The organism is Psychrobacter sp. 1U1, assembly GCF_051847535.1.
Taxonomy (GTDB): Bacteria; Pseudomonadota; Gammaproteobacteria; order Pseudomonadales; family Moraxellaceae; genus Psychrobacter; species Psychrobacter saeujeotis.
In genome coordinates, this window is sequence record NZ_JBPYDD010000008.1 from 21,813 (window position 1) to 48,231 (window position 26,419).

The following is a 26,419-nucleotide window of genomic DNA, read 5'->3' on the forward strand; positions in this document are numbered from 1 at the left end:
AAAGACCGCCTAAGCGATCTTGATTTATATCATTGGGTCAAAAAGCTCAAATCTTCTTCAGGACGCGTGGTAAATACCTCACAGCCATTATCAGTCACGACCATGGTATGCTCCCATTGGGCAGACAGCTTACGATCTTTAGTAATCGCCGTCCACTCATCCGGTAGGATTTTGGTCTGCCATGTACCTTGGTTAATCATGGGTTCGATAGTAAAGGTCATGCCAGTTTTAAGCTCAAAGCCTGTGCCTTTTTTGCCATAATGCATAACTTGTGGCTCATGGTGAAACTCATTACTGATACCGTGACCACAGAACTCACGCACGATACTAAAGCGTTCAGGCTCGACCACTTCTTGGATAGCGGCACCAACATCACCCAAACGCGCGCCATCTTTGACGACACTCATGCCTGCATACAGCGCATCTTGCGCCACTTTACAGATACGCTGCGCCATGATGGAACCATTACCAACGATCCACATTTTTGAGGTATCGCCATAATAGCCATCTTTAATGACAGTCACATCGATATTAATAATGTCGCCGTCTTTAAGCAATTTGTTTTCGGTTGGGATACCGTGGCACACCACATGATTCACTGAGGTGCAGATTGATTTTGGGAAGCCATTATAATTGAGCGGCGCTGGGATAGCTTGCTGCTCATTAACGATATAATCGTGAGCTATTTGATTGAGCGCTTCGGTACTGATACCGACTCTCACGTGCTCATCAAGCATCACAAGTACGTCGCTGGCAAGCTTACCGGCGACACGCATTTTTTCTATGGCTTCAGGGGACTGGATAAGGGATTTTTTAGTCATCATTGTCGTACTTATAGTTATAGAATGAAAGTAGAGGCATTATAGCATAAATACCTGGTTAACGGCCCTACCATAGACGCTAGCGGTCACGGTCTTTCACTGGTAAATGCTTGACAGCTTTATATAAAATGCCAAGCGAGTACTGATTTAGAATAATTAAGACTAAATCAGCAGTTAGCAGGTAGTGTATGTCTTGACAAGGTGTATTAGCAAAATAGCTATACAGTGAAACAAATCTAAAGGCAAGGGTGTACGCAATCTTTCATGACAATAATCTGCTCGTCGTGCATAATAGTGTTGATGTTTAGCGCATCTATCTAGCAAATTAAATAAGAGCTATTACAAAAGTGCTAGCCTCAAATAACCAATAAAAATATATTGATTATACAAAGGTTTAAATTTATCTATTATAGGAGTTTCTATGAACAGTATGACAAAAGTAATGATGGCGGCAACGTTTACAGTAGGTACACTTGCTGCTGGTTGCCAGACAACCCCTAGCGTCACTGCACCAGTCACTCAACCAATTACTACTAATGCGCTACAAGCACATGATTGGCAACTCGTTGATGCCAAACGTAGCAATGGTGAAAAAGTCACTCAGCTATTCTTTGATCCGTCTAAACCTTTGACCTTAAAGTTTTTTGAAAACGAGGGCAATGACCGTGTCACTTTTGTCAACACTTGTAACAACATGGGTTCTGACTATAGTGTGGTAGATGGTAACGTTGTACTAGGTAATGTCTTATCTACTATGATGGCATGCCCTGAGCCACAAGCAAGCTTTGATACAGCGACACTTGCAACAGTACAGGGCAAGTACAGTATCAATAATAACGCAAACAATGTACCTATCTTAACCATTCGCAATGCAAACCAAGTGGCTCACTTTAAAGCCATCGCTAAATAAGTAATAACTAAGTACATAAAGCGGTTTAACATGGTTTGTATAAATTATTGTTATTACTATAAAAAAAGACGAATAATTGTTAATCATAGCGCGCCTCACTATATAATGTAGTGAGGCGTTTTTCTATGACCTAATTGTGTGTCCTAATTATTTTACCTATTGTCTTATTATTTCATCAATGGGTATTTTTCATAGAAGATACATGACACGCTTAGCTACTCAAACGCGTTTTTCGTCTTTTAATTTATTGCTTCTAGCCAGAACCTAACTGAGTACCTCTTTATGCCTACCTCTAGTATCTCTCAACTTCTACACACAAAATACCTTTCTATAACTCAGACGAATATCACTTGCAATATTACGGCGGGTATTGCACTCAGCGTTTTTTTAACGGCTTGTAGCACGTTGCCGATAGACAAAGGCGCGCACACGCTTACTAGCAGTACGATGACAAGTCCACTAACAGCGAAAATGCCAGCGCTAGATCGTGCAGGTCGCATTGCCTACGTGGAAGAACAAGGCGCAGGGTCTACAAAAGTCTCTAGTCTGTACAGCATTTATCCTGACGGTAGCGATAGACAACTCATAGATGAGCTAAGCGGCTATATATATGCACCAGCATGGTCAGCTGATGGGCAGTTATTGGCTTATAGTAAGCAAACCCCGCGACAAAACCCAAAAATCTATATATATGATGTGAGTCGCCAAACGCACAATCTGGTGGTGGGTACTGAGGGTAGCAACCTATCACCGTCATTCTCACCAGATGGCAAAAAGCTGCTCTATAGCTCAACCGTTGGCGGTGACGCAGACATTTATGAGATGCATTTAGATAGTGGTAAAACCAAACAGCTGACCACACTGCCTAGCACCGAGGTGCAGCCAAGCTATGCCAGTGATGGCCAAAGCTTCGTTTACACCAGTGATAAGAAAAACGCTGGACGACCGAGAATATATCGCTATGACTTTGCAACTCGTAACGCCACTCAAATAACGATGAAAGATTATGCTGCCAGTCCGCAGCTCAGCTTTGATGGCCAGCGCCTAGCCTATCTAAACGACCGTCAAGCGGCGATTTTGACGCTAGCAACTGGAGAGATTGTTAAACTTGCAGAGACGGGTCTAGATGAGCCAGCACGTTTTTCACCCTCTGGACAGTATAGTGTTTATCCTACGCGCACCTCACGAGTGGACGGACAAAGCGGTGGCAGCATAGTCATACATTCGCTAGCGGGTCAGACAAGCTATGCCATTAGCAGTAAGGCGGGCGGGGTTGTACGCTCACCTATCTGGGGTCAGTAATCATCCATCGTTAACTTTAGGAAAAGGACTATGGCACATAAAAAGGTTAATTTACCGCAAAAGATATGCCCTGTCTGCCAGCGTCCTTTTACATGGCGCAAAAAGTGGGAGAAGGATTGGGATAATGTGATTTATTGTTCCGAACGATGCCGGCGGAGTAAAAAGGGCGAGTAAGATACAAAGATGTTCATATTTTAATTATAAAGGAATCATCATGACCTCGAAGCCGACCTCTAAGCTCAGCAGTCTCAAAAACGTCTATAATAATAAAGTCTTGCCTGTCCTAATCGACAAAGCCTGTGCATTAGATGTTGTGAGCGAGCAAAGAGCGCTTGTCGTCCCAAAAGCCCACGGCATCGTGCTAGAAGTCGGTGTTGGCAGTGGGCTAAATGCTGAGTTTTACAACCCTCAAACCGTCAAAGAAGTGATAGGCGTCGATCCGCATCTGCATCCATTGGCAGCAGAACGCTTTACTAGCGCAGGTATCGACTTTATCTTGCAGCCGTTGTCCGCTGAGACGCTGCCCCTTGAAGATAATAGCGTTGACAGTGTCGTCATGACGTTTACGCTATGCTCTATTCCTAATCCTATCCAAGCGCTAACTGAGATGAGACGTGTGCTCAAACCGACTGGCACGCTATATTATGCCGAGCACGGTTTAGCGCCGCAGCCCAAATGGGTGAGCAAAATCCAACAGCTCATCACCCCAGCATGGAAGCCGATAGCGGGCGGCTGTCATTTGGATAGGGATATCGAACAGCTGATCGCGCAGGCGGGGTTTGAGGTCTCGGGTCAGCAAGGATTTACTCAGGGCGTCAATATCGTTGGTTATCACTATTGGGGGGAGGCGACGGTTGCTACTTCCAAGTCATTATAAACTCAGTTAGCTAAGCAGGATAATTATCAAAAGAAAACCCCTTTTAAGGAGTTTTCTTTTACGTAGCCAAGACTGTAGTATAATTTTTTTACAGTTATCAAGTTAGGCTCTGCTAAACCTTCTTAAGATGGTCTCGAAAAAGCAAAAGACTCACCGCTATCTATTGAGCCGTTCTGATCGTTATCAGCTTCAATAGTAAGGGCGGTGTCACCAGTCACCCGCGCGTAACGCGTACGCGGTTCTGATAATCCAGTGCCGCCGTTATCGTCATAGATTATAGAAGTTTCTAACTGCCCAGTCGTAGGATTAACGGTGTAGTAACCCCATTCCATACCATTTTCGGAGTTATTTACTGAGCCAGCTTTATCCACTTGGACATGGACATAAGTCCCATTATCGAAGAATGCTAATCCGATTAGCTCATCGTCATCAGTATCATCGAAACTCCAAGACCCTAAGATCCCTTCAGGTTGGGTTTTTGAAAACTCATGGCTTTCATCACTGTCGATAATGCCATCATTGTTTTCGTCTACTTCGAGGATCAGCTTGCCGTTAGATACCTGAGCATGGCGATTGACAGAATCTGACAATCCAGAGCTACCATTTTTATCAAAAATAGGCGTAGCAGTTAGTTTGCCTGTACTATTATTGATATTGTAATTACCCCATTCCATACCATTTTCAGGGTCACTTGTAGACTGACTACTATTGACTTGGACCTGTACATAAGTCTCGTCATTCATAAAGACAATCGTTGATAATCCACTACTACTATCGTCATTACTCCACGTTCCAACGATTTCAGTGTCGATATTTGGCTGATTGGGTAGTGGTGAGGTCGACTCATCAGAGTCATCATCACATCCTTGTAAAAAGAATATAGCTGTCATGGCTAGTAGCGTTAATTTGAACGATTTCATTTTTATCTCTCCTTGATTTAAAAATGTAAAATCTCAATTTTTACAACTATTATGCCGATATACCTCCTTGTTTTTAACAGTTTGTAAGGCTCATACTATATAGTAATATTACTAAACAATTTAAATATATTCTTAATTATAAATATACCAAATATCTTTAAGTTAATCTAATCAAACAGCTGTTTTTGTTACATATTTATTAAAATTTAAGTCCTAAAGGTTAGGCTTTAAGTTTAGTACTGATTGAATATGGGCAAGAACTTAACAGCAGCTGCTACTATTTAACTGTCAATGAGTCTTGCAATAGAGTGGATTAAAAACACATGTAACTTTTGAAGGCTATGTTGTTAATAGAGGTCATATAATAAAGGTCATAAAGTAACAAGGTGAACTATGAGTAAACATTTTGAACATTCGAGCTTTAGAGAAAAGCTTATTGAGCACTTATTTATTAGTGAAATGCTTAAACTATCGTGGCTAAAAGGTGATTGTCAGCTTGAGGTTATGAAACCTGAGGTCGACAATGCTGGCTGTGATGTTGTTCTAGAGCTTAATAATGTCATTCGACATATTCAACTTAAAGCTTCGAAACTAGGTGGTAAAACTTCAAGACAAAAAGTTAATATTCGTTTAGCCACTAAGCCTTCAGGATGTATTATTTAGATAATATTTGATGAAGATACATTAGAGTTAAAATCTTTCTACTTCTTTGGCGCAGTGGCAGGCAAGCCATTGACTGGACTAGAAGACGCTAAAATCGCCAAACATACTAAAGGTAATGCTAGTGGCTTGAAAGCTGAACGACCTAATATCCGTTCGCTTAATAAAGACAGTTTACTCGTTACAATGATATTGAAGCTTTGTATGATGTCTTATTTTTTGTATGAAAAGTAAGTTTATCGCAAAAAATAGGCTCCGTCTGCCAGCGATCCTTTACGTGGTGCAAGAAATGGGAGAAGGATTGGGAGCAAGTGGTTTATTGTTCAGAGCGTTGTCAGAGTGCTAAGAATAAAAATTAGCTTCTGATCTATACAATGTATTAATTTATATTTTTGGCACTTAGTAAAGGTTGTGACGTTCCATATACTATGTATAAAGTATTATCTTTCACAGTTTTCATGTTTTCAAAGCTATCTACTCTTATTGGACGACGATGAAAGTATGTTTCAAAATAAGAATTAAGAGACATCTTATGGTTATCAAAATCTAGCTTATTATAGTTAGCTAAATTACAGAAGAGTATTTCACAAACTCTTTCAATAAAGCCATTAGTAGGCATAATTTTTTTTGAAATTATGATGTTTATTAAAATACCTAATTGTTTCAATATTAAGTCGAAATCATAATGTAGACTCATATGATTTATAAATTTATTAACGACTATGTTTAATGAATTATTGCCTTTTAATGCGAAATCTAGCAAATCATGAATTTTAAAATCAGCAGCATTTCGGTTGTCAATAAATTGATTAGTTTGGAAGTTTATGTATCTACTTTTATTTGTTGAAGTATCTAGTAATAAGTAGTCGTGAAAATTTATCGTACCCACTCCAGCTTGATGGGCAAGCGCTCTTAATCTTGCATCAAGAGACAGAAGTGGTATGCTCTTTTCTTGACACAGTCTGATGATGGACTTATCTGCTTCAGGAAGAAAACTATTGAGCGCTTCTATAATTTTTGAGTTTGAATTGTTTCCATAAGCAGGAGTAACTTGCATATTGCTTTCGACATATTCAACTAAAAACTTCAAATCATTTGAACGCTTTTCAAGCAACTGTATATCCATTTCATTCACAGTAAAATTGTTATCGTTTGAATGGAACGATAAGGGCTTGTCACCTCCTTTATATTCATATATATGCTTATCACTTAGCGCTTTTAAATTTGTAAGCAGGATTTTGGGAACATATATAGACAGATTGGAAGTAATAAGGTCTAGGGTTTCTAAACGCTGTAACTCCAATAACGTAAATAAATCGATCACTACTGTAGATTGTTTTTCTAGTAAAGTTCCTAGATCATCGATGCTAATATCAACAGTATAGTGATCATCAATCGTTCTCAGAGTAAATCGAGAATCACTTAACCAACTATATGTAATTTCAGAAATATCTTTTCCAACGTAATCCGCTAGACACATTATTGTCATTGGGTTTTCTTGATATACTTTTAACTGTCGCTCTAATTGTTCATTAGAACGTGAGGTCTGATTGATATCCTTAATAAATTTTGCTATGCCTTCTTCTGTTTTAAAGTCTGCTGTGAAAGAAACCATATTAAAAGGGTTGTTGATATCTGATGTCATCTCTATATTTTTTCTATATATCGCTAAAGGTATAGATAAAATTTCTTCAATTTTAATATTTCGTCTTACACCAAAATTTCCTATGATTTCAAATTCTTCATCAACAGCTCGACCTAAAAACTGCTGACCTAGTTTATCGTTAGGTGAAATTATAATATCTAAGTTCTTGCCTGAAGACTTAGAATCGATATATTTCCCTTTAAGTTCGTTTTCTTCAAAATATGAAACGAAGCAACCATCAATGACTTCGGCAAAATTTAGATCAAATAAAGGATTTGAATTATTTGGAAGTTTGCGAGAAAGCATTGTATCAAGAAGCAAGTCTTGAATGGCTGAGAGCACTTCTAAGTCAGTTGGGTTTGAGCGCCAAAGATTAATAACTCTTTCAATAGCTTTTTCTTGTTTTGAATATCGTAGCTCGTAAGAAGCTAACCAGCATATATCCGCAGGATTATTGTCTAGATCTAATGGGATTAGTCTCGTATCTTTTTTCAACTGACCTATATTATCGTTGTGAATACTTAAAAAAAGTTTTAAACGCCAATACCAAGATAAGTTACTGTACTTATTAAGTCTGGGCAATAGCATTTCAGCAGCACTAAAATCTTGAGTCTTGTTACCTAACTTACTAACTAAACTAGCAAAATCGCCAAGATACTTATTAAACTTATGACTATTCTGATCTACAAAGTCTTTAGCCTTCTGATATTGAAAGCTTTCAATCAAAGAATGAATTTGGATAATTAACAGATATTCTTCATTAGATTCATTGATAAGAGTGTCTAATGTATCGCTACAAGCTCTGTACTGCTTAGTTTTAAAGTAATAGTCAGCTAGTAACGTTTTTAGATCATTATCAGACGTACTAATAGAAGATATAGTTCTATTTAATTTATCAAATTTATCATCGTTAGTACTATATAACCTTAAACCTAATAGAGCCAAGCCTCTAAGGGTATTGGTACTAAATAAATCTACCTCATCTACAAGTTTTAAAAAATTAATATTGTTAAGTTGGTTAACTGCAATAAAAGACCTTATTTCGTTAGTTAAAGGTTCTCCAATATCGCTATTCGAGTCAATTAGATGATTTAGTTTATCCATTTCACCAAAATTATATAAGCCGTCAACCAAATATTTTATTATTTCTGACTCAGAATGATCTTTATAAACCTTTAAGAAAAACACTTTATCTGAGTTTCTTTTAGTAAATGAAACGAGATTAATAATGGTTTCTGGAAGTATCCCACATTGGGTAGTTTTCGTTAGTCTGTAATAATGCTTAACTGATTCTTCGTTATTTATGACGCAATTTGCAGTAATAATGCTGTTTATCGCATACTTTTTTAATGAAGGTACGTCAATCTGGTTTATGTTTAAATTCAGTTCTAGGGAGTTCAACTCCGCTTCAATATAATGATGTTGGTTTTTAGATGTAGCATATCTCAGCAGAGAAGATTCAAGAGATAGAATGATAAATGAAGGCTTTAAGCGTTCATCTTTATCAATCAGTGTCTCTATCACATCGTATTTATCAAACTGATTATGATTCGAATAATATCTCATATAGCTAAGTTTGATAGAGTAGGAATCTCTGACATCTTTAGGTAAATTTCTGAAGCGTTTAATACTTCCTTGATTTAAGTTTAACAAATATTTAAAAACTTGGTATTGGGAGTTTTCAGGCTCTTTATCAATACAAGTTTCGATAATCTTTAAAGTATTATCAGCATTACTACTTATAATATTATCTATTATAGTTATTACGTTGTACTTTTCATCGTGCCATTCGAAAGACTGGAGCTTTAAAGCGAAGTCAGTAAACTTATCGTTCTGCTCTATCAAGTGGTAACAGTTTGCTAAGAGATAATAAACTTCATATTTCTCTACATGGTTCATTAACTTAATACTATCAACCGTCAATAAGTCTATAACTTCTGAATACCGTTCTTTGTTAAAACTTTCTTTCGCCTGTTTTATTTTTTCTGAATAATCACTGTTTGAATGATATCTTTCACTCAAGTTGCTCGAATTAAATATATGATTTTCAATATCATTCCAGAATTGAACTTCTACTGGAAACTTTCCTTCATTAACACGTTCGTCTGATAAAGCATTTACAGCATCAGTCAATTTCCTGTCAGATGGTAAGGATGTAGCTATTATGAGTTGTGAAATTTTTTGTTGACCACTGTCAGCTTTTGCAACCTCTTTAACAATAGTTACCTCATCCTTCCCATTGAACGGCAGCTTTGAGACGTGCTTACATTGAATGCCTATTCGATTATTTGATTTATTTAGATTGTCTTTATAAACCAGAACATCTAAACCATATTGCTTTTGACCTCTACGTCCATACATTGAAGGTGTCTTACAATTAAAAACCTCCCCGTAAATATGAGCACAAAGAGTCTCAAACTCCTGTTCAGTACTAGGTTTTAGGACTTGAGGCTTATAAGACATTGTAAAATGTTCCTTAGCTTAGAGCTCTCGTTACTGTATACATCGATACTCTTAACATATTTTAGACTAACTCTTATATGCCACTATCTTTTTTCAAAGGTATCCAAAGTTTGTCTTCAATTTTAGGATTTCTATCAAGAGTAGGCATTGTCAAAGGGGTAGATATTAGATATGCTGATTTGGTTATAAAACAAGTTTCATTTTGTCCATTATCACCTATCTTATAGAGAGGTGGACATATAATTGCATTATCATCATCTCGAAATATCACTTGGGCATACAAATAAACATCACCATTGAAGCTGTTAACTGCAGATGCTAAATAGTAGCTTTCTATATTTTGTAGTTTATTGCTAGGTGACGGTTTAGACGTGTAAGTATCATCCCAAAACGCTTTAATATTACTCTCTATATCTATAAAATCATCAGACGATATCTTATAGATATGAGCCTCATCGTCTTTTATACCAACGAAATTTGCAATAGGTATTTTAATCGTATTAGTGCTCATTATAATTAATCCCAGCAATACCAGTATAGAGACAGCAATATCTATCAGATAATGTATAGGTTGTGCTTTAGTAATCCTAAATCCATAAGATGCTGATAATAAAACCCAAACAATGGATACAATAAAATAAGATATCCAGTTTTCTACATTCAAGGAATCAATCGTCTCTATTACCTTTAAGAAGGGAGCGAAGGCTAAAAAGGTTAGCATTGAAAATATAAAACCGTTATAAATTATTTTAAATTTATCTTCAGCTTTAGTTGAATTCCAAGATTTGAATAAAATGAAAAGGAATATTAGTCCGGAAGATAGGCCTGTTAATACGTAGTATTCAAAAGATTTATCAAGAAATACTAAAATTAAAACACCTAAAGGTAGTAAAAAACAAAAAAAGAAAAACCAATCAATATATTTTGAATATTCGTTATGTGTTTCTTCGAACAACGGTTTAGTATCGTTATAAGTGAACCTTAAATACATTGGTACAAAGCTAAAAATGAAAACAATTGCTAGTAAAACTGTAAGTATTGCTAAAGTTAATAATGCTACAGTTTCATAATTTGTTAAAGCACTATATTCTAGAGTACTAAAGCCTATGGTCGTCATATAGGACTTAATAAACATACGGGAAATGACGTAGGAAATTACGGAACCACTCAGTAAGGTGATTATTAATCCAATAATTATCTCTTTAGATGGAGCTTTTATAAAATCTAAGACTTTATTGTTTTCGGTTGGTGAGTTATTGGACACTCTATTTCCTTATGATGGATAATAGAACTAATTTAGCAAACAATTGCTCTGATATATAGGCCTGGGATAAGGTGGACGTCACATAGTGTCGTGTATATTTTTAAATATTGATATATAAGATGAATGTATTGAGAACCCCATAATTGTATAAACCTTGAGTTGGAAGAGCGGATAGCAGGGTTAGCTACACCAGCCAACCCCGCTTATCAAAATCTCTACAAATTCGGATTCAACCACTTCTCAGCAGTCTTAATATCCCAATCCTTACGTTTGGCATAATCCTCCAACTGGTCGCGGTCGATTTTACCGACGTTGAAATACTCACTCTCCGGATGCGAATAATAAAAGCCGCTGACCGAGGAGGCCGGCCACATCGCATAGCTTTCAGTTAGCGTTGTGCCGATAGCGTCCACTGTACCAAGCCAATCGAACAGTTTACCTTTCTCTGTATGCTCAGGACAGGCAGGGTAGCCAGGAGCAGGGCGGATACCGACGTATTTTTCTTTGATGAGGTCTTCGTTGGTCAGCGTCTCTTCTGGCAGATAGCGCCAATAGTCTTTACGAATCCGCTCATGCAAATGCTCAGCGAAGGCTTCGGCTAAGCGATCAGACAGCGCCTGTACCATGATGGCGTTATAGTCATCGCCAGCGGCTTTATACTTCTCAGCGAGTGCTTCTGTACCGACGATAGAAACGGTAAAGCCGCCAATATGATCGGTGTGTGTGTCCGATGGTGAGATAAAGTCCGCCAAGCTAAAGTTCGGCTTACCACTGGCTTTGTCGCTTTGTTGACGCAGATGCTCAAAGGTATGCGTTGGCTGTCCGCCGTCTTCCAGCGCTTTGTCATAAACAGTGACGGTATCGGCATCAGTACGTTTGGCGGGCATGATTTTAAACACCCCTTTAGCGATGATTAACTTCTCATCAATCATTTTATGCATTAAGTCATTTGCATTATCAAACAGATCACGCGCCGCTTCACCAACGACCTCATCTTGCAAGATTTTGGGATACTTACCTGTCAGTCCCCACGAGATAAAGAATGGCGTCCAGTCGATATAAGGCAGCAAGGTTGCGATCGGATAGTCGTCAAGTATCACTTGGCCAAGTTTATTGGGCGCAGGTGGCACATAGTTGTCCCAATCATAGTCAAAGCCAAGCTTGATAGCATCCGCATAAGATACCTTAGCCGCTTTGGGCTGACGCTTGGCCAGACGCTCGCGTACCTTAATGTACTCGTCGCGCGTTTCATCAATGAGGCCCTGACGGTGCTCTTTCGACAGCAGCTTGGTCACCACGCCGACCGAGCGTGAAGCGTCCGAGACATAGATGACCGCATCGTTTTGGTATTGCGGTTCAACTTTTACCGCCGTATGCGCCTTAGAGGTGGTCGCACCGCCGATCATTAGTGGCAGGGTTATGCCGCGCTCTTGCATCTGTTTGGCGACATAGACCATCTCATCGAGGCTAGGGGTAATCAGTCCTGATAAGCCGATAATATCGACTTTCTCGCTAATAGCGGTATCGAGGATTTTTTCACATGGCACCATCACGCCAAGATCAAGGATGTCATAGCCATTACAGCCGAGCACCACGCCGACGATGTTTTTGCCGATGTCATGTACATCCCCCTTGACAGTTGCCATCAGGATCTTACCTTTGACTTCGCCCTCGACCTTTTCTGCTTCGATATACGGGTTTAGCCAAGCGACCGATTGTTTCATGACGCGTGCCGACTTGACCACTTGCGGTAAAAACATTTTACCCGAGCCAAATAAGTCACCGACGATGTTCATGCCATCCATCAGTGGCCCTTCGATAACATCGAGCGGTTTGGGATATTTCTCCCATGCTTCTTTGGTATCAGCTTCGATAAAGGTGGTGATGCCTTTGACCAGTGCATGGGCGATGCGCTCTTCAACCGTGCCCTCACGCCAGCTCATATCGACGGTGCTGTCTTTTTTCTTGCCACCATCTTGATAACTCTCAGCGATAGTCATCAGGCGTTCGGTAGCATCCTGACCTGTCTCGCCTTGATTGCGATTAAGCATGACATCCTCGATCGCCTCGCGCGCCTCGACAGGGATGTCGTCATAGACTTCAAGCATCGACGGATTGACGATACCCATGGTCAAGCCGTTTTTGATCGCATGATAAAGAAATACCGAGTTGATGGCTTCACGAATCGGGTTACCACGGAAGCTAAATGAGACGTTGGAGACGCCGCCTGACACCATGGCATTGGGCAAATTTTCGGTGATCCATTTCGTCGCGTTAATAAAGTCCGCGCCGTAATTGTTGTGCTCAGTGATACCAGTTGCGACCGCAAAAATGTTAGGGTCAAAGATAATGTCCTCAGACGGGAAGCCGACTTCGTTGACCAACACGTCATAGCTGCGCTGACAGATCTGGATTTTGCGCTCATAGGTGTCCGCTTGCCCATCTTCATCAAAGGCCATGACGATGACAGCGGCGCCGTAGCGCATACAGAGCTTGGCATGCTTAACAAACTCATCGTAGCCTTCTTTTAAGGAGATGGAGTTGACGACCGATTTGCCCTGAATACGTTTAAGTCCTTCTTCGATGATGTCCCACTTAGAGGAGTCCATCATGAGCGGTACACGGCTGATATCTGGCTCACCTGAGACCAAATTGACGAAATGAATCATCGCCTGCTTGGAGTCGAGCATGCCCTCATCCATATTAATATCGACGATTTGCGCGCCGCCCTCGACTTGATCGCGGGCTACGTCCAAAGCTTCAGTGTAAGCTTCGGTTTTGATTAAGCGTAAAAATTTCTTGGAGCCAGTGACGTTAGTACGCTCACCAACGTTGACAAACAGACTGTCAGCGGTGATGGTAAACGGCTCAAGTCCAGACAGACGGCAGGCAGGTGCAATCTCTGGTATTTTGCGCGGTGAGTAGTTTGCCACCATATCCGCAATGTGGCGGATATGCTCAGGGGTGGTACCGCAGCAGCCGCCGACGATGTTTAAAATGCCTGCTTTGGCAAAGCCTTCTAGCAGAGCAGCGGTTTCTTTAGCAGTTTCATCGTATTCACCAAACTCATTGGGCAAGCCTGCATTTGGATGCGCTGAGACATACGTATTGGCGATGTTCGATAGCGTCTGAATATGCGGGCGCAGCGCATCAGCACCGAGCGCACAGTTAAAGCCGACTGATAGCGGCTTAGCGTGACGAATCGAGTTATAAAACGCCTCAGCTGTCTGACCAGATAGGGTACGGCCTGAGGCGTCAGTGATCGTCCCCGAAATCATAATTGGTAATTCAAAACCGATATCGTCAAACACGCCGGTGATAGCAAATATCGCCGCTTTAGCATTTAACGTATCAAAGATGGTCTCAATCAAGATGATATCGACGCCGCCTTCTATTAACGCCAGCGTCGCCTCACGGTAGTTAAGCACCAGCTCATCAAAGGTAATGTTACGAAAGGCGGGGTCATTGACATCAGGCGATAGCGAACAGGTGCGTGAAGTGGGCCCGATGACCCCTGCGACAAAGCGCGGCTTATCAGGGGTTTTAGCGGTAAATTCATCAGCAGCTTCACGAGCAATTTTGGCAGCGGTCTTGTTTAGCTCTGGCACCAAATATTCCATATCGTAGTCAGACATCGATAGGCGCGTGCCGTTAAAGCTATTGGTCTCGATAATATCAGCGCCCGCTGCAAGATGATCGCGATGAATGTCACGTATCATCTGCGGCTGTGTGAGTACCAGCAGATCATTATTACCGCGTACGTCTTGCTCGATATCAGCAAAGCGCTCACCGCGATAGTCCGCCTCCTCAAGCTTATAGGTCTGAATCTGTGTCCCCATCGCGCCATCTAACATCAAAATACGCGACTTCATTTGCTCAGTGATACGCACGCGAGCGGTTAGCTGCTGTTCTTTAAAGGGAAAGCTAGCAGGCGGCGCTAGGACAAAGTCGTCCGCTGCTTGTAGGTGATTGGTTGGCAAAGAAGTTTGTGAGGCTGTCTGTTGAGTCATAGGTACACTGCTTGTATCGTAATTATCATAAAAAAAAGAGAAAAAGAAAAATCCATAAATTATAGAAAATAAGAAAGCACAAATCTGCAATATTCTAGCATGAAAAATATGGCGCCTATCAGTATGTTTTTATTGATATTCAACAATAAAAATGAGGGTTTTGTCAGCTAAATCTAAGAGTGTTTATCACGCCAAAGTCATGCTTAAAGGTCATCTTATATCCTTTTGTATGAATACAGGGCAGCTTTACTATCTATTGATTCTGTAAAGTATTCCATCACTAAATTAAAAAATAAGCCATGCAAGAAAACTGACAAAACTTACAAGGGGATGACAAAAAATAGCGCAAATGCAGATAGTTAAAGTTGTATGCCATGCTAACTTTAGCTTCGTAAGGTTTGGTTGCCCGTAAGTATAGCTTATAAGCTCTCGGATGATAATGGTGAACTATTATACTAAGCGGTGTACATATTATTTCTAACATTCAGACGCATGTATACGTGTATTAATACATGACTGTATAGCGTGATTCTTTAAAGAGTTAGTTAAATAGATGGTTAAACTGTGTAGATAGTAAGTCATCATGTATAAGTTGATTTATCAAAACCTTACCTTTAAAAAGCACCATTCATAATTTTTAAATTCGCAATCAGGATAGACTTCAATATCAAGGATATGAATATGAAACTTACTAAACTTGCTACTATCGGCACACTGGCTGTATCAATTGCTGGCTTAAGCGCTTGTAACAACATGATGCCAGCTAAAGAAGCAACGATGCCAGCAAAACAGGCACAGGCACAACAAGCTCAGCAAGCAACTACTCAAAGTGAAGCGGTAGCTGCAATGAATGTGGTACAAGTGGCTCAAAGCAGTCCTGAATTTTCGACCTTGGTTGAAGCGGTACAAGCTGCTGGTATAGCTGGTCCGTTATCTAATCCTGATGCAAACCTTACCATCCTTGCACCAACCAATGCAGCGTTTGCTGAAGCCTTACAAGAAACTGGCATGACTAAAGAGCAGCTTTTTGCGAACAAGCCAGCTTTAACTAAGATTTTGGGCTACCACGTAATCAATGGTCCAGCACCTGTATATGCCAAAGATGTGCAGCCAGGTAACGTTATGATGCTCAGCAAAGACACATTGATGATTACACCTGAAGGCAAACTGATGGATGAGAGTGGTCGTACTGCTAATATCTTGCAAACAGACATCGCAGCTAGCAATGGTGTCGTACATGTTATCGATAAAGTACTGTTACCGCAGTAAATAAGACACGTATTCGTTTTTTTATTCCCTGCTTTAAAACTTTATTCCATGCATTAAATACAATGCATATAGCAATGAATAAGAAACCATCTGCTTAATTTTTATAAGGATAGACCCATGTTAAAAAAGACTTTATTATCTCTAGCAATCGCTGCATCGGCCGTATCTTTGGTAGCCTGTAATGATGCAGAGACAGTTGCAGAACCTACGGAAGCCGAAGCAACGACTGAACCGATGGTCGAACCTGAACCAATGGTTGAAACTGAGACAATGGAAGAGCCTGAAGTCATCGCGGATCCTGAGGTAACGACTGAAGAAAGTACTGCCACGCAAAATATCGTTGAACTTGCTTCTGACAACAATGATTTAACCATTTTAACAGCAGCACTTGAAGCTTCTGGTCTGGATCAAACTCTAATGGATTCAGGCAGTGAGTTCACTGTATTCGCGCCTACAGACGCTGCATTCGCTGATGCATTGACGAAGCTTGATGTCACCAAAGAAGAGCTATTGGCTGATAAAGACATGTTGACCAATGTACTGTCATATCATGTTATTCCAAGTATGATAGTAAAATCTGCCGATATTCCTTACGGTACAGATATCGAGACAGTAAATGGCCAAGCGTTTTCTATTAGCGAAGCCAATGTTATCACAGATGCTAGCGGCAACACGTCCAATATTACTCAACCAGACGTAATGGCAACCAATGGGGTTGTTCATGTGGTTGATACAGTATTAATGCCTAAATAACAGGTTGTTATTAAAAATAGTATGATTTGAACCCCCTTTAATGTTTAAGACTAAAACCCAGCCAAGCGTGCTGGGTTTTTATTGGATTAAAGATTGTCTGTGCATATTATCAACGCTAGTAATTGCCAGTAATTGATAGGGCATAATGAAGCGCATAAAAAAGCCTGAGACCATTGCCTCAGGCTTTTTATATTATATTAGTACACTATAACTATAACTGCTCTAAAGAGTCTTATTTAGGCTCTTTATGTAGAGGACTTTCAGCCATTCTTTGTTGCTCTTTTAAATGGCGTGCTTCCCAATATGGCGCATTCTTAATACCGTATTTTGCAGGATCAAAGCTATAGCGCTTAACACCCGCTTTACGCTGTGCTTCATAGTCTTTGAGCATGGTAAGTGTTGGACGTGCAACGATAAAGATAACAAGAATACCAACGATATTAAGCCATGCCATCAGACCAACACCGATATCACCGATAGCCCAAATATAACCAGCTGAGTTTAGACCACCATAAGCAACCATTGCCATGATGAGGATTTTAACTAAGAATAAACCCGTTCTGTTTGCGTTACGACCCAAAAAGCGAGTCAAATAAGCCACGTTTACTTCAGCAATATAGTAGTAAGCCAAAATAGTGGTAAAGGCAAAGAAGAATACTGCGACAGCAATGAAAGTATCACCGAATGAGCCGTATACTGATTCCATCGCCATTTGCGTAAAGGCAGGCGCGTTAATTTCAGTAGTCGCTGCTACGTTTTGAACGATGAACTGACCATCAGGTAGCGTACCTTGGATATTATAAGTACCCATCGTGAGAATCATAAAGGCCGTAGCAGAACATACTAAGATAGTATCGACATAGACTGAGAATGCCTGTACCAAACCTTGCTGTGATGGATGCTGAACTTCAGCTGCCGCTGCTGCATGAGGACCGGTACCTTGACCTGCTTCGTTTGAGTAAATACCACGCTTAACCCCCCAACCGATTGCGGCACCAAAACCTGCTTGAGCGGTAAAGGCGTCACCAACGATCAGACCAAAAACTTGAGGGATCATATCGAAGTTTGTAAACATGATAATCAAGGCTAAAACAATATAGCCTAGTGCCATAAAAGGAACTGCAAACTCAGTAAAGGTTGCAATACGCTTAATACCACCAAAAATGATAATCCCTAACACGACTAAAATGATTACTAACGCAACCAGACGCATAGAGCCAACTTCTAAGCTCCCGACGCTCATCATAGTGCCTTCACCCATTACCTGGGCAAATGCACTGATAACACCGTTTGCTTGTACACCCGGTAAGAACATACCGCAAGCTAAGATAGAGGAGACTGCAAAAAGGATCCCATACCATTTTTGACCAAGTGCACGCTCAAAGTAATACGCCGGGCCACCGCGATATTCGCCAGTCACCACATCTTTTTCTTTATAGATCTGCGCGAGTGTCGATTCAACATAAGCAGTAGATGCTCCTAAGAACGCCACAATCCACATCCAAAATACGGCACCAGGACCACCGAAGCCAATGGCAGCAGCAACACCTGCGATGTTACCCATACCCACGCGGCCTGCGAGTGAGACAGCTAACGCCTGAAAAGATGAGATACCCTGTTCACTAGATTTACCCGTAAACAGTAGTTTTATCATTTCACTGAACAAACGCACTTGTACAAAGCGCGTCATAATAGAATAAAACAGACCTGCGCCCAAACACAGGTAGATCAGAGCCGGGCTCCAAATAATTCCGTTTACTAAATTGACTAAACTTTCCATATTATGTCTTCCTCAAACGTCCTTAAAATAGCGATAAAGGATATTAAACATTGTACTAAACTAAGGCTTAATATCTTTTTAACCGCTTAGGATGGATTGTAAATGTCTGTATTTATCCGCTTGGCTTATCAAGTAACACAAACAGTGTTAATAGATCCTAGCTGCGGTCGCAAGTCCTTTTGCCTTTCTGGTTGTCACAATATTATGACATATAACGCAGTAAGAATAGGTAGGTAAAGAATAGACCAGCGGATAAAACAAATAATTATTATAATCAAATACGTATCAATTAATAATCTGATGGTATTCAACCATTTACGTTATTCTTGTTTGCTAACAGCTTACAAACTTATAGTACACGAACATGAACCTTAGATTATCGTTAGACATTTTAGTAAATGCTAAATGATAACAGTAAGAGAGCCGTTCAATAGCTATAATATTTGTCACCAAAATAAAAACGATTTTTTGTTTTATACTGCGCTAATATCAAATAAATAACAACTCCACTACCGAATGTATGCAAACCATACGGTTAAGTAACTGCAATTTGCCACAATTTCTTTATAATTACTAGATTTTTTTTTGAATTGTCCGTGTATGTAATTTTCAATAATTGTTTGCTAAATCGATATAAGTCTATTAAATGTATTGTTAGATAGTGTCATACTAGGATTTGAGGACCTTTTATCAACTGCTTACATACTGTTATCGATATTGTAGAAATTGATTAGGTCGTAATAAAAATAAAGGTAGAATAGTAAATTGACGCATAATAAAAAAGTCAGCAGTCCTATTTTGCGGTTGTGTTTTAGTAACGATGAATTGTAAAAAAGCGGCTATGTCGCCATTATTAGCAGCACAATTAAAGACAATCGTTTGTCTGTGACATTACAAGTTATTATTTAGCATAAATGGCTAAGCAGTTAATTATTATTAGGAGAATTAGAGATGACGCGTAAATCTATTATAAAACCTATGTTGTTATCAGCAGTATTGGCAACCTCAACCGTAGGTTTGTCAGGCTGTGGTTATAACAATTTGCAATCACAAGATGAGCAAGTCACAGCAGCTTGGTCAGAAGTAGTCAACCAATATCAGCGCCGTTCGGATCTGGTGCCAAACTTGGTGAAAGTTGTGCAACAATATGCAGACCAAGAGCAAGAGGTGTTCACTCAGGTGGCAGAAGCGCGTTCGCGTGCAGGTAGCATTAATATAACGCCAGAAGTACTCAATGACCCACAAGCGATGGAACGTTATGCTGAAGCCCAAGCTCAGATGGGGGGAGCATTGTCACGTCTGATGGCAGTGTCCGAACGTTACCCTGAGCTCAAATCCGACGCTTTGTTTCAAGACTTGCAGGCACAGTTAGAAGGGACTGAAAACCGTATTACAGTAGCTCGTAATCGTTATATTCAAGAAGTGCAAGGCTACAATACAACGGTACGACAATTCCCAACTAATATCACAGCCAAAGTGTTCGGTATGGATACTAAGCCGAACTTTACTGTTGCTAATGAAGAAGAGATCTCGACCGCACCTACGGTTGATTTTGGAGATGATGAAGCTACTGCACAATAAAGCCAGCGTTTTGGGTCAAAAAGCGGCGTTTAGTAGTAGCTTTACTCGCTATCTATGATTAGTCGCTACTAACAAAGGCGTGAAAAAAGACTCCTATTTATAATAAGTCATAATTTCGTTCAGCAAGCGTGTCACTAAAGGTGGTATAGATTAGATGAAGATTTCAAAAGCAATCGTCTCGGCATTATTATTAACACTCAGCGCGGGCAATACAACGCTGCTGCATGCTGCGCCGGATGATGCTAATGTTGCGACAGCTGAGAGTGCGACCGATGCGCAAATGCAGAACCGTAGCGTTGAGGACTTAGTAGCGATCGCTAAAGCTGGCGAGGCGAATGAAGCCATCAATGATGCGGTACTTGGTAACGACGCTATTGGAGGCACCATACTTGGTAATGAGGCTATCAATCCAAATGCTGCCAATGATGAAGCCATAGCAGAGTCTCAGGCCACTGCACAGCCACCTGTGCAATCTGATGCGGCTAATGTTGATGCTGATAAGCTCATATTAAATCAACCAGTCGTTGATCAAGCAAATATACTAAATCCGCAAGAGAAACAGCGTTTAGAGACCCAGCTTAGGAATATCTACCAGCAAGGTCTAGCTCAAGCAGCAATCGTCATCGTGCCTAGCACGAATGGCTTGCCGATATTTGACTATGCTTTACAGGTTGCTAATAAGTGGGAGCTTGGGGAGGAGGACATTGATGACGGCTTACTGATTGTGGTAGCAGTCAATGATCGTGACATGTATATCTTAACGGGTTATGGGTTAGAAGGCGTGTTGCCGGATGCGGCGGTCAATCGTATTATCCGTGAGGATATTACGCCACTATTCAAGCAAAACAACTATGGATCTGGGTTATTGGCAGGTGTTGGTGCACTGGAAGCTCGACTCACTGCTGATCCTGAAGTGCTGGCTCGTGCCGATGCCCAAGCCGCAGAACGTACCGCTCAACAAGGTTCAGATGAACCATCAACACCTGTCTTTTTGTTCATCATGGCGATGATTTTTGGTAAGTTTATTACTAGTATTTTTGGACGAGTATTTGGCTCTATCTTAACGGCTGGTGGTTTCTTTGCTGGTTCTTTAGCATTGGGTGGCGGATTCTTTATGACTGTCATTATGGCCATCTTTATCTGGATGTTCTTAATTGCTAGAGGTTCAGGCGGCGGTGGTCGTGGTGGACGCGGCGGCGGCGGTTTAATTTTCTTACCTGGACTTGGTGGCGGCGGCGGCGGTGGCTTTGGTGGTGGCGGCTTCGGCGGCGGCGGTGGCGGCTTTGGTGGTGGCGGTGCTGGTGGATCGTGGTAAGCCAACCATCATCATAACAATCGATTCGTAGAATTAAATATTAAGAACATTGCTTTTATAATTTGTTTGATAATGTATTAGACGACAATGAGCAATCGCCTACTTGAGGAAACATTATGGCACAAAACAACTTACCTTCATCAGAGGCAAGTTTTGCTCGCTGGTGGCGTCAAGTCTTGTTTGTTCCGATGCTAAACAGCAAATGGCTAACAGCAGAGGTTAAGGCCCGTTTAACAGCGAAAGTGACAGAAGCAGAGCAAGGTCATCGTGGCGAAGTTTTTTTGGTTATAGAAAACCATCTACCCATTCAAGAAGCTTACAGCATCAACTGCCGTGAGCGTGCTATCGATTTGTTTAGCGAATACCGTGTATGGGATACTGAAGAAAACACGGGGGTCTTGGTTTATGTCAACATCTGTGAGCATAAGCTGGAAATTGTCGCAGATCGTGGTATTAGCGCTCATGTCAGTCCTACAGTATGGCGTGCGATGTGTGACAAAGCAGTGACGGGCATTGCCAACAAAAAGTCAGAAGAAAGCTTAAGTGATCTACTAGATGAGATAGGACAACTATTGCGTCAGTATTACCACTTAGAGCATGACCCAGCAGGTAATGAGCTGTCTGATACGGTAGTCTTTTTAAAGTAGCTTCCACAAAATTATAGATAAGCAATTAAAGATAAGGAAATACTATGATTGATCTCATAAAAAAACTACCAAAGGCTGAATTGCATCTACATATTGAAGGTTCATTAGAGCCTGAGCTTATGTTTAGGCTGGCTAAAAAAAACAACATAGATATTCCTTATAAAGACATAGAGGACGTACGTAACGCTTATAATTTCACCAATCTACAGACTTTTTTAGATATTTATTACGCTGGTGCCAATGTACTTATCACAAGAGACGATTTTTATGATTTGACTTGGGAGTATATTTTAAAATGTGTTGAAGACAATGTTATTCATACTGAGATATTCTTTGACCCTCAGACGCATACGGCAAGGGGCATCGCTTTTGAAACTGTAATCACTGGCATAAAAGAAGCGCTGGCTGATGCCAAAGAAAGATACGGCATTACTTCTGGTATTATCATGTGTTTTTTACGTCATTTATCACAGCAAGATGCTTTTGATACGTTAGAGGAGGCGATGGCATTTAAGGAGGATATCATTGGCGTTGGTCTTGATTCTTCAGAGCTTGGTAACCCGCCATCGAAATTTACAGAAGTATTTGAAAAGGCAAAAGAAGCGGGGTTTAGGTTAGTCGCCCATGCAGGCGAAGAAGGTGACTTTTCTTATATTTATGAGGCTTTAGATTTACTAGGTATCGATAGAATAGACCACGGCGTGCAGTCGATTCATAGTGATACGCTTATGCAGCGGCTAAAAGAAGAGCAAATACCGCTTACGGTTTGCCCAAACTCAAATATTGAATTAAAAGTGTTTGAGGACTACAAAGCGCACAATATCAAAGAGCTTTTAGATTATGGTCTAAATGTGAGCGTCAATTCAGATGACCCAGCCTATTTTAAAGGTTATATTAACCAAAATTTTATCAACTTGTGTGACAACTTACCATTAACAGAAAACGATATTGTCACTTTGGTAAAAAACTCTTTTAGATCATCTTTCATAGATGATGACCTAAAACAAGCATACTTGGCTAAAGTGGATCGTGCATTGCAGTAATTTTTTAATTGCAGTAATTGTTCAGGGGCAGCTCAAAACTTAATTACCTATATAAAGCATTTGGCTATTATTGATACCGCACGTATTTTGTCAGTAAATGAACGCTTTGCTTTAGATAAATGCTTTGCCTTTTGTACAGCGATTACGTGAGAGCAGTCACTTTTTGCATTAATAAAGGCATTATCATGCCGGCGTTTGCAGCCAATGTGATATCCACGATGGTATTAGGCGTTGGATTTGGGTTTATCTCAATGACTGTTGCACCATTTTGCTGAGCTAATTGTGCCAGACCTGCAGCAGGGTATACCAAGCTTGACGTACCAATACTGATGAATACATCGCAATTGGCGGCAGCATCTTCAGCCGTTTGCCATGCTCCTATAGGTAGCGCCTCACCAAACCAGACGATATCAGGTCTGATATAACCATCACACTGTTGGCATGTTATTAATCTATCATCGAAACTGATGGCTTTTTTACTACTATCTAAAGCTGCTGATTCATTTTGATAAGGTGTACCACAGTCGTGACAGCGATTACGCCACAGATGACCATGTAGATGAATGGCCTCACTACCAGCTTGCTCATGTAAATCATCGACGTTTTGTGTGACCAACGTAAAGTGCTGTTTGTGGTTTTTGGCGTCTTGTTGCCATTGGGCAAGCGCATAGTGAGCAGGATTGGGTTTTTTGTCATGCACCAGTTGTCTGCGCCATTGATACCACGACCATACCAAATGTGGGTCTCGAGCAAAGGCAGTGGGGCTTGCCAAATCCTCTGCTCGATAATGTTCCCAGAGACCAGTTTGCTTATCACGAAAAGTTGGAATGCCACTTTCTGCTGATACGCCTGCACCAGTTAGAATACAGATCTGTGGTCGAACCGCTAGCAATTTAGCAGCCCGATGTACTTCTGCTATTAGTTTTGGCGATAATTCTGCTACCATGACTTAACCCTTGCTAATAATGGATATACTTTTCTATGATAGACGGAATTTGGTGGCTTGTCATATTGCTAGCAGTCATTACAGTACTATGGCTGATAGCACATTTACGTAGTAATAAAGTTGATCCCAAAAATGGAGCACACGTATCAGCGGGTAAGAAGCCATTAACAAATGATAGCTTACAAAAGACAGCTGTTTTAATTAAAAAACACTTTCCTAATTATAGTACCAGCAGAAGAGCTAAGCATTTGCTAATTACCAAAGAGAATAAAAAGATTGCAATAATTACCATAGATAATAGTATCGCAGCTGGTGAGCGCCGCTTAGGAGAGGTGCCTATTATCAATTATCATCGAGTACCGAGTCGAGCCCAGCTTAGTACTGACTTGCAAAAAGTATGTTGAGTTCAACAAACCAGCTACTTATCGCGTTGCCATCAGCCAAACAACAACCATTCCCCAGAATACAGACCCTACTGATAATGCTGCCATATAAAATACACTCATTACGTCTCCTAGACTTAACTCATACTATATTAAAAGTTATAAACCGCTGGCTCGTTTGAACCTATCTTAAACATGCAATTAACGAGCCAAAAACATTCTGTACTTGAATCTATATTTGGTTACTAGAATATTGCTATATATTCAATTAATTACATATAGTTACATAAATACCTAATAAGCAATAATACTTATGTTGCTTTTAAAATGTAAGTGTTATTTCTAATAAAAGTAGTTTTTTTGTAAAGATTAAGCGAAGAAAGCAAAAAGGCGTATTTTTGCCATAAAGTAGCTTGCTCAAAAGAAAGGTTTAGGAGTGATAAAAGAGAAGGGTAGGTTTAGAGTAAACAGTTATTTGATAAGAAAGTTTTGGAAATGCCAGACACAGCATTATAGCTAAACCAAAATAGATAAGTTGGCTCAGTGGGATATACTTTAAAGTAATAGATTGATTACAATGATTGGTGCGCTCGGCGGGAATCGAACCCACGACCCTCGGCTTCGGAAACCGATACTCTATCCAACTGAGCTACGAGCGCATATGATGAATTGACTGCTATGTAAAACGAGTCAAGTCACTGCATGTATAAAACTGCATGCATGAAGTAAACTTGCAGTATAAGTCGTCGAAAAATAAAGACCGCTTAGTCTAACAAATAAAAGTAGTAAAGCCAATAAATGAAACGAGCTCTGAAGATTATTTAATAAATAGTAAGATAGTCAGCAAACAGGCATGGCAATTGGTATACCTTTTCCCTTATAATGTTAGGGAAAATTTATATTCATAATCACCGATTACAAGTACGCTTGCCTTTGGAATGGTTGTTTGCCATTGATAACTAGATACTGTCAAAGGAAGATAGACAGAATGTCCAAGTCGTGCCAGCACTTGTATACGTAAATAAGAGAACGTGACGAATGAGAAAAGTAGTTATGTTATCGGCAGCTGCCATTCTAGGAATCGCTAGTATCGCAGTGAGCCAAGCTGAAGACGTTGCAGATACATCTGTAACGGTATCTGACGTAGCAGAAGCGCAAGAAGTGGTTGAAGATGCGCCTCAACAGCTAGGTGACGAGCCACAAGCTGCCGCTAATACTACAAGCGATACTGCTCCTGTTGATGGTGCTCTACCTGCAGATGCTATGACTGAAGAGGGCGCAGCAACAGAAGAAACAGCGCAAGCAGCTCCTGCGGCTAATGAAGAGCCGATTCCTGAGGATACACCGCAAGTGCAAAAGCTCATTGCTTTATATCCCAATCTGATAGCCCGTATTCAACCAGTTGCTAAAGTCTGTTTTGAAGACGATGAGGTTTGTGATGTGACAGCCCGTTCTTCTGGTCCAGCAGCTGGCGATGGCCCTCGTGATGGTAAAGCGGTATATAACGCAGTATGTCAGACTTGCCATGCATCAGGACTGCTTGGTTCACCTATACTAGGTGATGCAGGTGCTTGGGGGCCACGTATAGCAAAAGGTACAGATACTTTATATACACATGCTATTAATGGCTTTAATGCTATGCCTGCTAAAGGTGGGGCCGATATTCCTGATGAAGAAGTCCAAAATGCTGTGGATTATATGGTAGGGGAAGCCAGCTAGTCTGCGTAGGTATACGCGACAAAGAGTGGTTTTGTAATTACCGCCTTGATATGTCTTATATAAGATTGTAAAACGTCTATTTCGCTGATTGAGATAGACGTTTTTTTATGA

20 protein-coding genes, 1 tRNA gene and 1 pseudogene are annotated in these 26,419 nt (G+C 40.4%); 14 read left to right on the forward strand and 8 right to left on the reverse strand.

Going from position 1 to position 26,419, the window contains the following annotated elements:
• Positions 1–29 precede the first annotated feature (29 nt).
• Positions 30–821, reverse strand: coding sequence for a type I methionyl aminopeptidase (gene map / locus ACS8FB_RS11910; protein WP_068325997.1), 792 nt, complete (start codon positions 819–821; stop codon positions 30–32).
• Between the two features lie 421 nt (positions 822–1,242).
• Between map and ACS8FB_RS11915 the strand changes: the two genes are divergently transcribed.
• From ACS8FB_RS11915 to ACS8FB_RS11930, 4 genes are all read left to right on the forward strand, one after another.
• Positions 1,243–1,731 (forward strand): META domain-containing protein, encoded by a 489-nt coding sequence (locus tag ACS8FB_RS11915; RefSeq protein ID WP_439263217.1) that lies wholly within the window; start codon positions 1,243–1,245, stop codon positions 1,729–1,731.
• 282 nt (positions 1,732–2,013) lie between these two features.
• On the forward strand, positions 2,014–3,033 hold the full coding sequence (locus tag ACS8FB_RS11920) for a Xaa-Pro aminopeptidase (protein ID WP_439263218.1): 1,020 nt from the start codon (positions 2,014–2,016) through the stop codon (positions 3,031–3,033).
• A gap of 30 nt (positions 3,034–3,063) precedes the next feature.
• On the forward strand, positions 3,064–3,207 hold the full coding sequence (locus ACS8FB_RS11925) for a DUF2256 domain-containing protein (RefSeq protein WP_439263219.1): 144 nt from the start codon (positions 3,064–3,066) through the stop codon (positions 3,205–3,207).
• Between the two features lie 40 nt (positions 3,208–3,247).
• The gene (locus ACS8FB_RS11930) at positions 3,248–3,910 is read left to right on the forward strand and encodes a class I SAM-dependent methyltransferase (protein ID WP_439263220.1); all 663 of its coding nucleotides are present in this window, start codon (positions 3,248–3,250) and stop codon (positions 3,908–3,910) included.
• Positions 3,911–4,032: 122 nt separating this feature from the next.
• Here the strand turns inward: ACS8FB_RS11930 and ACS8FB_RS11935 are convergent, their stop codons facing one another.
• Entirely contained in the window at positions 4,033–4,830 is a 798-nt protein-coding gene (locus ACS8FB_RS11935; protein ID WP_439263221.1) for a hypothetical protein, read from the reverse strand.
• Positions 4,831–5,223: 393 nt separating this feature from the next.
• Between ACS8FB_RS11935 and ACS8FB_RS11940 the strand changes: the two genes are divergently transcribed.
• A complete protein-coding gene (locus ACS8FB_RS11940) occupies positions 5,224–5,493 on the forward strand; it encodes a hypothetical protein (protein WP_439263222.1) in 270 nt (89 codons plus the stop codon).
• A 236-nt stretch (positions 5,494–5,729) separates the two neighbouring features.
• Positions 5,730–5,849: pseudogene (locus ACS8FB_RS11945) on the forward strand (DUF2256 domain-containing protein); the annotation flags it as partial.
• Positions 5,850–5,869: 20 nt separating this feature from the next.
• On the opposite strand, the gene ACS8FB_RS11950 reads toward ACS8FB_RS11945, so the two are convergent.
• The 3 genes from ACS8FB_RS11950 to metH all read right to left on the reverse strand — a co-directional run bounded on the left by ACS8FB_RS11950 (position 5,870) and on the right by metH (position 14,872).
• Complete coding sequence (locus tag ACS8FB_RS11950; protein ID WP_439263223.1) at positions 5,870–9,598, reverse strand: PIN domain-containing protein; 3,729 nt, start codon at positions 9,596–9,598, stop codon at positions 5,870–5,872.
• Positions 9,599–9,671: 73 nt separating this feature from the next.
• Positions 9,672–10,862, reverse strand: coding sequence for a hypothetical protein (locus ACS8FB_RS11955; RefSeq protein WP_439263224.1), 1,191 nt, complete (start codon positions 10,860–10,862; stop codon positions 9,672–9,674).
• Positions 10,863–11,077: 215 nt separating this feature from the next.
• Entirely contained in the window at positions 11,078–14,872 is a 3,795-nt protein-coding gene (gene metH / locus ACS8FB_RS11960; protein ID WP_439263225.1) for a methionine synthase, read from the reverse strand.
• Positions 14,873–15,553: 681 nt separating this feature from the next.
• Here metH and ACS8FB_RS11965 point away from each other — a divergent pair.
• Positions 15,554–16,141: a fasciclin domain-containing protein gene (locus tag ACS8FB_RS11965; protein ID WP_439263226.1), complete on the forward strand. Its 588-nt coding sequence runs from the start codon at positions 15,554–15,556 to the stop codon at positions 16,139–16,141.
• Positions 16,142–16,258: 117 nt separating this feature from the next.
• Positions 16,259–16,894 (forward strand): fasciclin domain-containing protein, encoded by a 636-nt coding sequence (locus ACS8FB_RS11970; RefSeq protein ID WP_439263227.1) that lies wholly within the window; start codon positions 16,259–16,261, stop codon positions 16,892–16,894.
• A 232-nt stretch (positions 16,895–17,126) separates the two neighbouring features.
• Here the strand turns inward: ACS8FB_RS11970 and ACS8FB_RS11975 are convergent, their stop codons facing one another.
• Entirely contained in the window at positions 17,127–18,674 is a 1,548-nt protein-coding gene (locus tag ACS8FB_RS11975; protein ID WP_439263228.1) for an alanine/glycine:cation symporter family protein, read from the reverse strand.
• 951 nt (positions 18,675–19,625) lie between these two features.
• On the opposite strand from ACS8FB_RS11975, the gene ACS8FB_RS11980 reads away from it, so the two are divergent.
• The 4 genes from ACS8FB_RS11980 to ACS8FB_RS11995 all read left to right on the forward strand — a co-directional run bounded on the left by ACS8FB_RS11980 (position 19,626) and on the right by ACS8FB_RS11995 (position 23,260).
• Positions 19,626–20,255, forward strand: coding sequence for a LemA family protein (locus ACS8FB_RS11980; RefSeq protein ID WP_299221580.1), 630 nt, complete (start codon positions 19,626–19,628; stop codon positions 20,253–20,255).
• A 154-nt stretch (positions 20,256–20,409) separates the two neighbouring features.
• Positions 20,410–21,570 carry a TPM domain-containing protein gene (locus ACS8FB_RS11985; RefSeq protein ID WP_439263229.1) on the forward strand — a complete coding sequence of 387 codons (1,161 nt, stop codon included), beginning with the start codon at positions 20,410–20,412 and terminating at the stop codon, positions 21,568–21,570.
• 116 nt (positions 21,571–21,686) lie between these two features.
• Positions 21,687–22,217, forward strand: coding sequence for a TPM domain-containing protein (locus tag ACS8FB_RS11990; RefSeq protein WP_439263230.1), 531 nt, complete (start codon positions 21,687–21,689; stop codon positions 22,215–22,217).
• Positions 22,218–22,261: 44 nt separating this feature from the next.
• Positions 22,262–23,260, forward strand: a complete 999-nt coding sequence (locus ACS8FB_RS11995) for an adenosine deaminase (RefSeq protein ID WP_439263231.1) — start codon at positions 22,262–22,264, stop codon at positions 23,258–23,260.
• A gap of 142 nt (positions 23,261–23,402) precedes the next feature.
• On the opposite strand, the gene ACS8FB_RS12000 is transcribed toward ACS8FB_RS11995, so the two are convergent.
• Positions 23,403–24,206: an SIR2 family NAD-dependent protein deacylase gene (locus ACS8FB_RS12000; RefSeq protein WP_439263232.1), complete on the reverse strand. Its 804-nt coding sequence runs from the start codon at positions 24,204–24,206 to the stop codon at positions 23,403–23,405.
• Between the two features lie 35 nt (positions 24,207–24,241).
• On the opposite strand from ACS8FB_RS12000, the gene ACS8FB_RS12005 reads away from it, so the two are divergent.
• A complete protein-coding gene (locus ACS8FB_RS12005; RefSeq protein WP_439263233.1) occupies positions 24,242–24,610 on the forward strand; it encodes a hypothetical protein in 369 nt (122 codons plus the stop codon).
• A gap of 561 nt (positions 24,611–25,171) precedes the next feature.
• Here ACS8FB_RS12005 and ACS8FB_RS12010 read toward each other — a convergent pair.
• Positions 25,172–25,248, reverse strand: a tRNA-Arg gene (locus tag ACS8FB_RS12010).
• 379 nt (positions 25,249–25,627) lie between these two features.
• Here ACS8FB_RS12010 and ACS8FB_RS12015 point away from each other — a divergent pair.
• The gene (locus ACS8FB_RS12015; RefSeq protein WP_439263234.1) at positions 25,628–26,308 is read left to right on the forward strand and encodes a c-type cytochrome; all 681 of its coding nucleotides are present in this window, start codon (positions 25,628–25,630) and stop codon (positions 26,306–26,308) included.
• Positions 26,309–26,419: the final 111 nt, after the last annotated feature.

Bases quoted from the DNA above. Each gene is read 5' to 3' on its own strand.
- map (WP_068325997.1), bottom strand. From the start codon at position 821: ATGACTAAAAAATCCCTTATCCAGTCCCCTGAAGCCATAGAAAAAATG.
- ACS8FB_RS11915 (WP_439263217.1), top strand. From the start codon at position 1,243: ATGAACAGTATGACAAAAGTAATGATGGCGGCAACGTTTACAGTAGGT.
- ACS8FB_RS11920 (WP_439263218.1), top strand. From the start codon at position 2,014: ATGCCTACCTCTAGTATCTCTCAACTTCTACACACAAAATACCTTTCT.
- ACS8FB_RS11925 (WP_439263219.1), top strand. From the start codon at position 3,064: ATGGCACATAAAAAGGTTAATTTACCGCAAAAGATATGCCCTGTCTGC.
- ACS8FB_RS11930 (WP_439263220.1), top strand. From the start codon at position 3,248: ATGACCTCGAAGCCGACCTCTAAGCTCAGCAGTCTCAAAAACGTCTAT.
- ACS8FB_RS11935 (WP_439263221.1), bottom strand. From the start codon at position 4,830: ATGAAATCGTTCAAATTAACGCTACTAGCCATGACAGCTATATTCTTT.
- ACS8FB_RS11940 (WP_439263222.1), top strand. From the start codon at position 5,224: ATGAGTAAACATTTTGAACATTCGAGCTTTAGAGAAAAGCTTATTGAG.
- ACS8FB_RS11950 (WP_439263223.1), bottom strand. From the start codon at position 9,598: ATGTCTTATAAGCCTCAAGTCCTAAAACCTAGTACTGAACAGGAGTTT.
- metH (WP_439263225.1), bottom strand. From the start codon at position 14,872: ATGACTCAACAGACAGCCTCACAAACTTCTTTGCCAACCAATCACCTA.
- ACS8FB_RS11965 (WP_439263226.1), top strand. From the start codon at position 15,554: ATGAAACTTACTAAACTTGCTACTATCGGCACACTGGCTGTATCAATT.
- ACS8FB_RS11970 (WP_439263227.1), top strand. From the start codon at position 16,259: ATGTTAAAAAAGACTTTATTATCTCTAGCAATCGCTGCATCGGCCGTA.
- ACS8FB_RS11975 (WP_439263228.1), bottom strand. From the start codon at position 18,674: ATGGAAAGTTTAGTCAATTTAGTAAACGGAATTATTTGGAGCCCGGCT.
- ACS8FB_RS11980 (WP_299221580.1), top strand. From the start codon at position 19,626: ATGACGCGTAAATCTATTATAAAACCTATGTTGTTATCAGCAGTATTG.
- ACS8FB_RS11985 (WP_439263229.1), top strand. From the start codon at position 20,410: ATGAAGATTTCAAAAGCAATCGTCTCGGCATTATTATTAACACTCAGC.
- ACS8FB_RS11990 (WP_439263230.1), top strand. From the start codon at position 21,687: ATGGCACAAAACAACTTACCTTCATCAGAGGCAAGTTTTGCTCGCTGG.
- ACS8FB_RS11995 (WP_439263231.1), top strand. From the start codon at position 22,262: ATGATTGATCTCATAAAAAAACTACCAAAGGCTGAATTGCATCTACAT.
- ACS8FB_RS12000 (WP_439263232.1), bottom strand. From the start codon at position 24,206: ATGGTAGCAGAATTATCGCCAAAACTAATAGCAGAAGTACATCGGGCT.
- ACS8FB_RS12005 (WP_439263233.1), top strand. From the start codon at position 24,242: ATGATAGACGGAATTTGGTGGCTTGTCATATTGCTAGCAGTCATTACA.
- ACS8FB_RS12015 (WP_439263234.1), top strand. From the start codon at position 25,628: ATGAGAAAAGTAGTTATGTTATCGGCAGCTGCCATTCTAGGAATCGCT.